Source organism: Fibrobacter sp. UWB4 (assembly GCF_002210345.1).
GTDB lineage: Bacteria > Fibrobacterota > Fibrobacteria > Fibrobacterales > Fibrobacteraceae > Fibrobacter.
The window spans coordinates 91713-104164 of sequence record NZ_MWQI01000009.1 but is presented as its reverse complement, the minus strand read 5'-3'; the positions used below and the strand labels follow the sequence as shown (position 1 = coordinate 104164).

At 51.7% G+C, this 12452-nt stretch carries 9 protein-coding genes; all 9 read right to left on the bottom strand.

Annotation, left to right across the window (positions count from 1 at the left end; translation table 11 throughout):
* Positions 1-46: 46 nt before the first annotated feature.
* Entirely contained in the window at positions 47-418 is a 372-nt protein-coding gene (locus B7990_RS12695) for a hypothetical protein (protein ID WP_088641289.1), read from the bottom strand.
* A gap of 8 nt (positions 419-426) precedes the next feature.
* Positions 427-1716: a GGDEF domain-containing protein gene (locus B7990_RS12690; protein WP_254917528.1), complete on the bottom strand. Its 1290-nt coding sequence runs from the start codon at positions 1714-1716 to the stop codon at positions 427-429.
* 109 nt (positions 1717-1825) lie between these two features.
* The gene (locus tag B7990_RS12685; protein ID WP_254917527.1) at positions 1826-2806 is read right to left on the bottom strand and encodes a GDSL-type esterase/lipase family protein; all 981 of its coding nucleotides are present in this window, start codon (positions 2804-2806) and stop codon (positions 1826-1828) included.
* A gap of 298 nt (positions 2807-3104) precedes the next feature.
* Positions 3105-5000 (bottom strand): hypothetical protein, encoded by a 1896-nt coding sequence (locus B7990_RS12680; protein WP_088641286.1) that lies wholly within the window; start codon positions 4998-5000, stop codon positions 3105-3107.
* Between the two features lie 342 nt (positions 5001-5342).
* Positions 5343-8060: a helicase C-terminal domain-containing protein gene (locus tag B7990_RS12675; RefSeq protein WP_088641285.1), complete on the bottom strand. Its 2718-nt coding sequence runs from the start codon at positions 8058-8060 to the stop codon at positions 5343-5345.
* 13 nt (positions 8061-8073) lie between these two features.
* On the bottom strand, positions 8074-9825 hold the full coding sequence (locus tag B7990_RS12670; RefSeq protein WP_254917526.1) for an Ig-like domain-containing domain: 1752 nt from the start codon (positions 9823-9825) through the stop codon (positions 8074-8076).
* Between the two features lie 15 nt (positions 9826-9840).
* Complete coding sequence (gene lepB, locus B7990_RS12665) at positions 9841-11190, bottom strand: signal peptidase I (protein WP_088641283.1); 1350 nt, start codon at positions 11188-11190, stop codon at positions 9841-9843.
* A 12-nt stretch (positions 11191-11202) separates the two neighbouring features.
* Positions 11203-11967, bottom strand: a complete 765-nt coding sequence (locus tag B7990_RS12660) for a LytTR family DNA-binding domain-containing protein (RefSeq protein ID WP_088641282.1) — start codon at positions 11965-11967, stop codon at positions 11203-11205.
* A 10-nt stretch (positions 11968-11977) separates the two neighbouring features.
* On the bottom strand, positions 11978-12406 hold the full coding sequence (locus tag B7990_RS12655; RefSeq protein ID WP_088641281.1) for a hypothetical protein: 429 nt from the start codon (positions 12404-12406) through the stop codon (positions 11978-11980).
* Between the last annotated feature and the right edge of the window lie 46 nt (positions 12407-12452).

Here is a 12452-nt window from a genome sequence, read left to right as displayed (position 1 = left end):
CACTATAAAGATATCTATATACAGTTCAATAGGTTAGGGCAATCCGCTATCGTTCGTTGTGGAATTTTACAACGGATGCCGAACCATCAGTGCAAGTCGTCTGCCAGGAACATTCCGGCAAATCGCTAAAGCGCGTGTCGCCACAGAGGCCATTAAACACGAGAGCGCCCTTTTCATCTAGCTGGTAAAAGACTTCGTAAGAAATTTCGACAAGCTTGGACGCAAGCACCACCGGATCGCGCATCACCTTCGACGTGATGTCTATCACACATTTGTCCTTCTGTTCCGACGATTCAGTGGCTTCGTCCACAGGATTCCAGTGGAGCTGGATCTGCTTGAAGGCATCCTCTTCCGGATGCTTGGAACAGGAGACAAGCCACAAGACCGAAGATACAAGAATAATGCAAACGCGAAACATCGACGCCTCTAATGGCTACGCCTGAACGTCGCGACCGTCACGCGGTTTCGCCCGTTCTCCTTCGAAGAATAGAGAGCCTTGTCGGCACGGGCAATGAGCGACTTCGGATCTTCACCCGGGACCATTTCGGTCACACCAAAGGAGCAAGTCACCTGCTGCTGCGTGATAAGCGTCGAAGCTTCGATCGCCTTGCGCAGCTTCTCGGCGAGGAATGCCGCATTCTGGATGCTAGTGTCATCGCTCAGGATGACAAACTCTTCGCCGCCCCAGCGCACGAGCGAGTCCGTATTGCGGATCATGCCCTGCACGAGCTTCGCGAGGTTCACGAGGACTTCGTCACCGACGAGATGACCGTAAGTGTCGTTCACGTTCTTGAAATGGTCGATGTCAAAAATCATGAACGAGACAGGCGTCCCCGTACGGTTCAGCTTTTCCTGTTCGCGGAGAAGCACACCGCTAAAGCCAGCACGGTTGAGGCAGCCGGTCAGCGGATCTTCCTTGCTGGACTTTTCGTATTCGCTCTTTTCAATTTCGAGAGCGCGGAGGTTCCTCTTCAACTCTTCCTGCTTTTTCCTATTGATAGCGCGTTCACGGCTATAGTCAAAGAACCTGATAATCAAGATGATAAGGAACGTGACAAACCAGAGAGCGACAAGCGTCGTCACAAGGTCCACCTGCGAAATCTTCTTGCCCTTAAAGCGCAGGCCCCTGATTTCCCAGCCGCCATAGCCAAGCGGAGCGTTCGTCCCAGTCTGGATTTCAATAAGCGGGATGTTCGAAAGATCTACACGAGCCTTATGGACATTGATTTCGTTCTGGGAGACCCACCAGCCCGCCACGCGGAATTCCTGCGGGACAAACACGGCCGGATACGGCTCCTTCGTCGGGGTAAATTCAATCTCGTTGAACTTGAGGGACGTTTCGTCGTTCTTGCGGTAAAGAGACTTGTCGTAACCGCGCATGTAAAGACGGATCGAGCCTTCATTGCGCGGCTTCAGCCACACGAAAACGCTATCGTAATTGGAGAGGTCACGGCCCATGGTCTTGCCGTCACCAAGATAAATCTTGATCCCCACATACGGGTAGGCATAGCCTTCGCGGAGTTCGTATTCAATTATGACGGAGCTATCGGTACGCATCATCGAGATCGCCGAAGTTCCACCATCAACGGAATCTGCACTAGCAACCACGTAGGGATATTCACCGAGATTAATCTCCATGACATCGTCTAAGAAATGCCTATACGCAAACATGGCCACGGCAGTAATCACCAGAAGCACAATAATCAGGAAATTCATCCTGAAAAGGGCATAAACTTTTCTCATAACCTTTGAAGACATAATCACATATCCATTTTAGGCATCAGCTCGTTTCAAATATACAAAAAAGGATTTTAATGACAGAGAATTATCTCGAAAGCCATCGTCCAAGCCGAGCTATTATGGGTCTCAAAGTGTTAGCGAGTTCTTCCTGGGAGTGGGTGTCAGGATGGCCGTGTAAGCCGACATTCGACGTAAGCACGTGTTTGTACTCCAAGTCCTTGTGGCCGGCAGCGATTTGATCATCGTAAATCGACTTTATGGTCGGGGCAAGGTCATCGTTGGGCCAGACTTTCGTGGAAACGAGCAAGAATTTTACACCGGGGTGGGCTTTGCGGAGCTTATCGAGCAATTTAGCGTACGCTTTTTTGAATTTTCCTTTATCTGCATACGGCGGATTACCCTGAAAATCGTTAATTCCTTCAAAAATTACGATAACTTGCGGATGGAACTTTTCAAAATCCCAGCGTTCCGGCTTCGGATACGAGGTCACGGAACCCATCACCGTGTAATCATAGAGGCGTTCGTACGTCCATTCGGGCACCATGTTGTCGTAGTTGCGCACAAGCCCGCGTCCGCTGTAGGCATTCACCTGGTAGTCGGCATTGAAACCGCTTGCGAGGAGGTAGGCATAGCTCTTGGAGGCGTTCGTCTTGTCAAACTCGGGCGCGTCTTCGGCAGAGGAGCCTTCGCAGCCATAGCCTGCGGTAAAGGAATCGCCGATGAACTCGATGCGGCGGCTGGAGGGCTTAGGGGCTTCGCCAAATTCACCATCGACGGAAATGCCGTAGAACTTGATTTCGGGAACGCCGCTTTCGCTAATCTTGATGAAGCGGTACTTGTGGAAATTGCCGTCGTCCTGTACCTTGATCGCACACTCTTCCTTGGCATCGACTTCGAACTGTTCAACGGGCTTGCCGTCGCGGTCAAGGCGCCAGCGTGAAAGACCTTCGACTGTGAACGTAATCTTTGATGCCTTGGCGTTGAACGTGATGGATGCGGCAGGCGCACTCGCGCGGCTTACGCCGTTATCATGGGCCCAGCGGCCGTTGAACAGAAGGTTTTCCATAGAAGAGGATGCTCCGAAAGAGTACGCGGCAAGCGCACCCAGCAAAAGGAATATGCGGACGAAATTCATTGAAGGAATGATAGAATTTTTTAGTTACTAGCTACTAGTCCATAGTTACTAGCAGCGTCATTCTGAGCGGTGTAAACCGAAAAGAATCCAGTCAAGTCAGACGTTACTTTTTATACAACAAAAAGAAGACCCCGCAACCCCGGAACTCGTCCGGGGCAGGCTCAGTGCGGGGAGACATTTAAAAACGCCCTCGCAGTGGCGAGGGCGTTGTGCACATTCATTGCAATTTTTACGCTTGAGGGGCGGAGGCTTTCTTGCTCAGGACCTTGATTTCCTGAATAAACGAAAGGTCGAGCGAGAACTTCTCTTCCTTGCCGCTTTCCTGGATTTCGACCATCGACGGGGATTTCGCGAGGTGGAGCGCATGCACGTAGAACATCTTTTCTTCGAGCTTTGCGTTTCGCTTGGTCTTGTCCATGATCTTTGCCGCAAGCGGAGTGCCCACGGTCTTTGCGTAACGGAGGACCTTCACGAGGTCGAACGTGCTCAGCTTCTGGTAAACGCTACCGTACTTGGTAGAATCCATCGTCGCCTGGGCAGAAGCTTCGTCAGCTTCGTCGCGCAGCTCGTAGTCGATCTTCTTTGCTTCGGGCCATGCAATCGAGAATTCAGCCTTCCATTCTTCCTGGGCGGCAGGAGTGCGGTTTTCGGTCGATTCACCTGCATACGGGAAGAATCCATAGTTTTCGAGAATTTCGAAAGCGCGAGATTCCAGTTCCGGATTCAAAATGAAGCCGTAACCCGGAATATATTCTTCGGTGCATTCCATGAACTGCGGGAAGCGGGAAAGTTCGCTAAGGACTTCCTTGCTTTCGACCTTGAGGAGTCGGGCGGTGCGCACCTTGGCGCCGTAGAACGAGGCGTTCCATTCGGCAAGAGTCGAGGAGACGTTCTCAGGCGGCTTGAGCCAGTTGCGGAGATTTTCGACTTCGGATTCCGGGAAACCGCTCTTGAGGCCAGCGACGTACGTTTCTTTTTCGAGCGTGAAGCAGAGGAACGTTTCGTCGTTCTTGACCTTCGCAAGGCATGCAAGGGAGTAGAGCACACGCGGAGCCATGCCGGTCGAGACGACCAAGTCAAAGTTCGGGAGCGCGGTGAGGTTTGCTTCAGGAATCGAGGCGATAGATGTATCGAGCCAGTCCTTGCCGGACTTGCTCACGACAACTGCAGTCACCTTGCCTTGAGCCATGCGGAAATCGACAAGGCCCAAAATCCAGAGTTCGCAAAGCGGGCGCGGCAAAAATTCCCACGGCAACACCTTGTTCTTTTCTTGCAGGCGGTAGGACGGATCCATCACCCAGAAAAGCTGTGCGGCGTCAGCTGCGGAGAGGCCTTCGCCAATGCCAGTGAGCAGGCGGGCGCAAAGGTCGCGGTCGCCATGGAAGCGTTCCTTGATCCACCAGGAAATCACGTCTTGATGGAGGCGGAAGCCGTTCTTGTGAATAAAGTCAATAGCGGATGCGGACGGGAGCAAGAAGGTGTTTTCGCGTTCAAGCCAGCCGTTCTGTACAAGGAAGCTGAAGATGAGCGAGATTTCCTGTTCGCAGGCCTTTTCAGAAGCGTGACGGGAAGCGGTAAACACTTCGGCGCAGATCTGGCGGCCACGGCGGTGGAGCGTTCCGTTCGTGTTGATGCGGAGCTGCTTCTTTTTCGCGTTCGCGAGCACGACGCAAACATGCCAGTCCAAGAGGTTCTGGTAAGAAATCAGCGGAGATACCGTGTCGATTTCGCCTTCGGGCTTGATGTCAAAGCAACCGATAAAATCGTTAAAGCCCATGTAAATCGGGGTGCCACCCACAAAAGAGCGGTAAAGCACGTATTCACGGCACATCGTGAGGAGGAACGTCTGGAGTTCGCGGTTCTTGCTCACAGGAACCGTCAGTCTAAGCTCATTAAACGCAAGGCCCCTGGAGCCGCTATTGTAAATCAAGTTCAGGCAGCGGCGCTGCCACAATTCCATCTTGGAAAAGAGTCCCGCAACGCGTTCCTTGTCGGAATAGTAAGAGAGCGTTTCGGACTGGATGAGAGCATTATTCAAAAGGCCCTTTTTGCCGAACGCCTTGGCATGGGCGTTACGAAGCAAGGGCTTGGACATTCCATCAAAAAAAGCACTTAAATCAAGCATTATGCACCTTAAAGCAGGGTGCCAAATATAATAAAAAATGGTCCGTTAGTTAAGGGGCTACACACGTGAACAGGTGTGAGATAGACGAAAGAACGCTGCTACGCAGCTACAGACGAAAGACGAGAGAAATGCAGACAGTAATAAGAAATGCCCGCGCGGTGGCGGGCATGACAATGCTCTGGATCCTTCGACTTCGCTCAGGATGACACATTGCAAAGCTGTTCACTTCGGCGGGCTCAGTGAACTTGAAGCGACCCCGTCCCCATTCGCGGATCATGACCACGTAAGAGCTAAAGCTCTAAGTGGTCAAAGAGAACAAGTCCGGGGTAACAATGCCGCGGGTTACTTCACGAAGCGTTCGATGTCGGAGACGGAGCCTGCGATGCGGTTCTTGAAATTCCAGATGCGGGCGAAGGTCTTGCCGTAGCGTTCGAGGACAACGCGGTTGTCCAGGATGAGGACCTTGCCAGAATCGGAATCGGAGCGCAAGAGGCGACCCATGCCCTGACGGAGTTCGATGTAAGCTTCCGGGATAAAGTAATCCTTGAAGAAGTTCTTGTTGGCAGCCTTCATCTCGTTCGTGAGGCCGGCAACAAGCGGATCGCTTGGGTTCGGGAACGGGAGCTTGGTGATAACGAGCAGCTTGAGTGCATCACCCGGGAAGTCCACGCCTTCCCAGAGGCTCTGGCAGCCGAGCAAGCAAGCGCCGCGTTCCTTGCGGAACATCGCCACAAGGCCATCGAGCGAACCATCGACATGCTGGCAAAGCAAGAGCTTGTTGCGTTCGGCAAATGCCGGGGCAAGCACGGCCTGAGCCTTCATCATCGTTGCGACACTCGTGAAGAGCACCATCGTGTTTTCTTCGACATTCGGGAGCACCTTCAAAAGCGTATCGTTCAAGGCATCGCCAAATTCCGGAGCCGAAGGCTTCGGGAGGAACTTTGCGACCATCACGGAACGGCGATCGTTCACGTCGGACTGTTCGGTGTAAACGCGCACGAACGGCTGTTTGCTCAAGCGCAAATTGTCCATGCCCATCTTCTGCAAGAAGTACGTGAGGTCAGCCTGCACAGAAAGCGTTGCCGATGTAAACGTTGCAGACTTGATCCACGGATAGAACTTTTCTCTCCAGACGTTGCCGGAGTGGAGCGGGAGCGCATGCAGCTTGATGGTATGCGGGTTGAACGGTTCTTCCATGTAGAAGACCCAATCACTGCGGCCCGCCTTTGTGACAAATTCAAAGTCCGAGATGAAGTGGCTGATTTCAGTCATGCGGCTATCGAGATCACTCACGATACCCTTGAGGCCGTCCATGTTCGCAGTAGCGGCAACGAGCTTTTCGGCAAAGCCACGTGCATTATTGTACTGCTCGAGGAACGTTGCCGGGTCCGCTTCGTATTCAGCGAGGATGCTATTCGTGTACGTAAAGCCGCTACGGCCATTCTTCTGCTTGGCAAGCTTCTTGCCGATTTTCATGAAGAAGCGGTGCAGAGCCTTTTCGGCTTCACCAAGGGCTTCGCAGAGCTTGTCGCAGAGTTCGTGGAGTTCCGGCTGTTCTGCCGGAATGCGGCTTGCAATTTCTGCAATGAGGCCATCGCCACCGGCCTTGGAAGGCTCAAGCGTCTTCGCGATATTTCTGAATCCGAAGAACGAGATGGAGCGGCCAAACACCTGATTGCTGATTTCGGGCAGGCGGTGCGCTTCGTCAAAGACGATGTGTTCGTAAGCCGGAAGCAACGCAAAGTCGAGCTGCAAATCCGAAAGGAAGAGCGAATGGTTCACAAGCACCATGTTTGCATTCATGGCCTTGCGCTTTGCGATGAGAGCCGGGCAGTTTTCGTGATGCGAGTGGTTTTCGCCGCTACAGCAAGAGGCGCTGCAAGAAAGCTTGGACCAAAGCACACGATTGCGGCTCTGGCTAAAGGAATTGCATTCGTTGATGTCGCCCGTTTCGGTCGTGAGGACCCACGGGATAAGAGCCATGAAGGAATCGCGTTCTTCGGCGGAGAGGAGCGTTTGCGGGTGCATCAGCAGTTCTTCGAACTTGCGGAGGCAAAGGTAGTTGTCACGGCCCTTCAAAATCGCCGGACGGAGTTCGCCATTGTAAATTTTTGCAATCTGCGGGATCGCTTCGGTCCAGAGCTGTTCCTGCAAGGTGCGCGTTGCGGTACTGATGAGTACGCGTTCACCCGTGATAGCCTTGTTCGCGGCGGTGATGAGGTAAGACAGAGTCTTTCCAGAACCGGTCGGAGCTTCGAGCACGCAGAGGCCGCCCTTGTACATGTTGCGTTCCATGACCGAGGCAAAATCCTGCTGGTTGTGGCGCGGCTTGTAATCATCGACGACAAACGAGATGAACCCGCCTTCCTTGAAGAACTCGCTTACGCGCGGAGCCTTGGACTTGGGCAAAGCTTCCACAGCAGGAGCTGCGGGCAACTTATACTTCGGAGGAGAAAGCTTTTCGACGTTCGAAGTAAAGAGCGTCTCGTAGCCGGAACCCTTGGCCACCTTGGAAAGGGCATCGTAGATCCACGGGTCCATCGTAGAGATCTTTTCGAGAGCTTTCACGAACAAGCGTCCGCAGGCATCGGCATCGGGCAAGGCGCGGTGGGCACGGCTACGTTCAATGCCAAGTTCCTGCACGAGCGTATCGAGGCGATGGTTCGGCACATCCTGGAAGGCAATGCGCGAAAGCGTGAGCGAGTCCCAGAACACGTGGGCATCGTAAGAGATCCCGACTTTGGTAAAAGTCTGTTTCAAGAACTTGGAATCGAAAACGGCGTTGTGCGCGACAATCGGGAGGTAACCGACAAAGGAGCAAATCTGGCCTGCAATCGTCGCAAAATCCGAAGCATTTTCCAGATCAGCCTTGTTGATTCCAGTGAGCGTTTCGATAAAGGGTCGGAGTTCCGCAGAAGACGGCTTCACCAGAAAATCGAGATTTTCCTTCGGTTCGCCGTTTTCAAAGCGAACGAGCGCGACCTCGATTATTTCATCTTTTTCGAAATCGAGACCTGTCGTTTCCAAATCAAGCGCTACAAATGCTGGAATCTTTACCATCTTAATCCATCCTTTAAGGCAATGCCGGAAGGTTCGGCATCATTTGTTCTAAATCGTTTGGGCCACTTTTGATCTTTAACGTATCAATCGGGGTTCGCCAAGCTGAGCCAAACCTGAAGGGGTTCAGAGACCCGCCACTTGGCAAATCTGTCCCTTCGTCAGCATAATAATAGTCAATAATGTAACCGCCCTCAACGAGGTCGTTAAAAGAAAACACCCCATAAGGGGAACACTTCGCGTATTCGAACTTTCCAGTTTCTACAGATTTTAGACGAACTAGCGCACCAGACTTCGCACCAGGAATCTTACCCACAAGCGAAGCTAACTTTAACTTGGATACAGTTTCAAACTGGAGCTTGTTTTCGTACTTTGTTTTAATTACGGTATCACGGACGCCATTGCTATCGGCCTTAGCCAGTGTCGTATCAGAATACCCACGCAATAGATTGAACTTAGAATCCGTCGGCCACGGTTCTCCACGGACAACCACAAAGCGAACCGGGTCCAGCTTTTTCACGGAGACCTGAGTCGTATCTTTACCTTCTACGATAAAGAACATATCCTTCAAGGAATCAAGGACAGGCTTGTTGTAAATCACGATCAGCGAGTCATCCGGGAACGCATTTTTCGCCTTGCCCATGACCTTCACAGACTGGATCTTTGGAGCAAGCGTATCCCCCGCCATTTCCTTCCATTCAATTTCCGCATAATTCCTGGCAGAATCAAGAACCCTGGACAAAGAGTCCTTGCCATTGCGGCAGACAAATTTATACAGCTCATCGTCTTTGGGCTTCGGTTCAAAATAAAACCTTGGCGCACTTTCTGTACCAAGATACACAAGCTGCGGATAAAGCGTATCGGCAGACGAAGCCAAATAACAGTTTGACGTATCCGCAAAAGCAGAATCGAAATAGACATGGCGCGAAAACTTCGCCTCGAGAACATTTGCAAACGGCTGCGAAACCGACTCCAGCTCCACATGCGAGGTGTCCATGTCAGCAAGCGGGATCCAGAGCGTGTCCTGAGTCGTTTCCGAAAGCGCCAAGTCCGAAATCCAGACGCCCGCAAGTTCCGACGATGGCTCAATCTTGTGGTTGCCATTTCCATCCACAAAAGCAACCACTCGATAGCGCCCTGCCTTAAGGCCCGTAAACGAGAAGTTTCCAATACTATCCGCAGCCGTGAGGTAAAGCGGTTCTTCCTTTGTAAGCATCGGCAAGGAATCCAGGACCCTCGTGACCGTATCGCGGTACTTTTCGAGATAGCGTTTCGATTCTCGTTCCGGCCCCATCAAATAAAGGCCGACGCTCGGGTAAGATTTTTTGCGGACAAGGGAATCGCTAACCATCACACGCCCGTTCAGCGTTAGCGAGTCAATCGTAGCGCCAGTCGAGAACACGACCTGGAACGGCTTTGCAAGAGCGTTTCCGCGCAAGTCCTTGATGCCACCAGCAAATGTCACAGTGTAAGTCGTACCCGTATCAAGTTCCGCACGTGAATATACTTCGAGCGTCTTCCCGTGAACCTCATACCTCAACTTCTTTTCAATCGGAGGCGAAATCGTAATAGCACCGCGCGGAATCGACGCGTTGATCCATTCATCAAATTCCAGTTTCACATAAAGTTCATTCGGATGATTCGCAGTCTTTGGCGCCGGAGACACCCCAGCCACACGCGGCGGGAGCTTGTCTTCAGGACCGCCCGTCGGAGCCACCTGCGTTGCGCAGGCAGCGATCATCAGGCATGACGCCAAGAAATATGCCACACTCGAAAATTTCATTTACTTAATCAGATCAATAATTTTACCAATGCGGGTATAACGGATACGGAACGGAATACGCCACCACGTGAGCGGGTTTCCGAGGGCAAACTTACCATCATCATTTTCAAACGAGAAATAGATGACAAAAGCCTTGGCGCGGATGTTGCGGAGCGAGACCAGTCCCCAATAACGGCTATCGGCAGAATTGTCACGGTTGTCGCCCATCATAAAGAACTGCGGGTACTTCACGACATAGCGGTCAATCTTTTCGGAACCCAGGTAAAGGTTGCGCTTGATTTCAAAATGGTTCTTTTCAGGCACTTCAGCAGAATCTGCAGATTCCGTAGCCGGAGCAACCGCATTTAAACGGTTCACATTGCCTTCGAGATCTTGAAGAATCGAGCCTTCAAAGGACACGTAACTTACAAGGCGAGAAAAGCCGCTATTCAGCTGCGGATCGTGCGGATCGAGCATCGGCAAAAAGCCAATCTTTGCAAGTTCCCTGAAATAGCTGAACGGCATCGCACCAGACAACGTATCGCCAAGCGTAAGGCGCTGCTGGATCATGGTCTGATTCCTGGAAAGCATAGCATTCAGCAAGAGGCCGCGATCATTTTCCACCGGGAACCTGAAATCCGTGAAAACGTAATTGTTGTTTTCACGACCATCGCGCAACAGAGACAGTTCCAGGTTCACAGAGGAATCCGGATTTTCTTGGGCCACGAGCGAGCGCAGCCACCAGAGCTTCACCATCGGGAGAGAATCGACATACAGCGTATCGCCTGCGGAAGGCACGACGAACTCTTCGACTTCGTCTCGCGGGGAAAGCGTACGCACACTCGCCGTCCACTTTCCAAATGCCGGGAGCAAGTCCTGACGTTTGCCATTCAGGAAAAGTTTGCCGCCATGCACGGCAACAGTATCGCCACTCACGGCAACACAGCGCTTGATGTAATCCTTCGGGCCATCGGCATAATGCACAATATGCGGCTGGCCGTTTTCAGGAGCGTGGTCCCAGTAGTAATTCCCGAGCATGAGCGCATTGAACAGGTGCGTGTAGCGCTTGGGATTGTTGTCAGGGTATTCCGGTTCGCCCGGATAGCGGAAAATGACGACATCGCCGTGTTTCGGCTCAGCATATCCCGGGAATTTCTGGTTCGAGAACGGTATCGGGGAACCGTAAGTGAACTTGAGGCCAAGCAGGAAATCGCCGGTCTTGAGGGAATCTTCCATCGAGCCGCTCGGAATCTGGAACGCCTGAATAACGTACTGGATAACGATTAGCGCAAGGAAAACTGGGACAATAATTTCACGCGTAAAAGATTTGAGAAATGTCTTTGCAGACTTTTTCTGAGGTGTCGGTTCCATCAAAACTCCAAATTACAGACTCTTAACAGTCTTAACAAAATTACGGCTCACGGCAATCTGCGTCCTGTTCTTGTCGCGAAGCACAACACAGAGATGGCCACTATCGGTCTTCCGGATTTCGGAGATATAGTCGATAGCGACGAGATGCGCTCGGTGAACGCGGACAAACTGACGCGGATCAAGACGCTTTTCCAGTTCCACAAGGGTAAGGTCAATCACGTACTGCGACGTGGTCGTGTAAGCGGTCGTATACTTTTCCTCGCTCTGGAAACGGATCACCTCGTCCATATTGATAAGCAGGATACGGTCGGATTGTTTCACCTGCAAACGCTGCATGTAAAGCCCGCTTACGCTCATCATTTCCTTGAACTTTTCCCAGGAGAAATCGGCAGGAACGCCCTGCCCACTTTCAAGAGGCATGCGCTTGCGCAGCTTTGCCATAGTCGCCTGCAAGCGTTCCGGGTCAATCGGCTTCAAGAGGTAATCGACGACATTCTCCTCGTAAGCGCGAAGAGCAAAGTTGTCGTACGCCGTCGTGAAAACAATCAGCGGGATATCGTCTTCGTTGAGCGTCTTCAGAACTTCAAACGCATCCATGTCCGGCATCTGGATGTCCAGAAAAACGACATCGGGATCGAGTTCGTGAATTTTATCGATCGTCTGCGCCCCAGAGGACGCTTCGCCCAAAATTTCAATTTCGCTCGAATACGCTTCGAGCAAGGAGCGCATGCGTACACGAGCTAACGGTTCATCATCGGCAATTAGGGCTGTAAACATAGACTCTCACTTACTTTTTGATCTTTTTATAAAAACGAACCATCACAGCTTTCATACCATCAGCATCGCGGAAAACATCTCCCTGTTTCATATAGGCCAGGTTGCCGACCTTATCGCGCTTAAAGTCCCAATGGACTGTTTTATCGGAAAGATCCATTTTCACAATGCTATCGGCATATACAAAAGTTCCGCGAAGCGTATCGACTTGGGCAGTCCCCTTCACAGTCGTTTGCACAGCCAAAACCGTTCCGTCACTAAGCAAATCCATATCCACAATGCGACGGTCACAGTAATCACAGGGCATTTGCCCCGAATAAAAACCATAAACATCCGCAGGAATTTCTACGGGTGGCAAATCAGGAAGCGGCTCCGACTTCTGTTCAGAGCAGCCCACAAAAAATCCGCAAAGCATTGCAGTCAGCGCATAGGCATACTTCATGCGCTATAATCTAAAAATTTTCAAGGAAGGCTATCGAGCGCAAACT

Excerpts from the sequence above, each read along its gene's own strand:
- B7990_RS12690 (WP_254917528.1), bottom strand. The coding sequence starts at position 1,716 with ATGAATTTCCTGATTATTGTGCTTCTGGTGATTACTGCCGTGGCCATG.
- B7990_RS12675 (WP_088641285.1), bottom strand. The coding sequence starts at position 8,060 with ATGGTAAAGATTCCAGCATTTGTAGCGCTTGATTTGGAAACGACAGGT.
- B7990_RS12680 (WP_088641286.1), bottom strand. The coding sequence starts at position 5,000 with ATGCTTGATTTAAGTGCTTTTTTTGATGGAATGTCCAAGCCCTTGCTT.
- B7990_RS12655 (WP_088641281.1), bottom strand. The coding sequence starts at position 12,406 with ATGAAGTATGCCTATGCGCTGACTGCAATGCTTTGCGGATTTTTTGTG.
- B7990_RS12660 (WP_088641282.1), bottom strand. The coding sequence starts at position 11,967 with ATGTTTACAGCCCTAATTGCCGATGATGAACCGTTAGCTCGTGTACGC.
- B7990_RS12695 (WP_088641289.1), bottom strand. The coding sequence starts at position 418 with ATGTTTCGCGTTTGCATTATTCTTGTATCTTCGGTCTTGTGGCTTGTC.
- B7990_RS12685 (WP_254917527.1), bottom strand. The coding sequence starts at position 2,806 with ATGGAAAACCTTCTGTTCAACGGCCGCTGGGCCCATGATAACGGCGTA.
- lepB (WP_088641283.1), bottom strand. The coding sequence starts at position 11,190 with ATGGAACCGACACCTCAGAAAAAGTCTGCAAAGACATTTCTCAAATCT.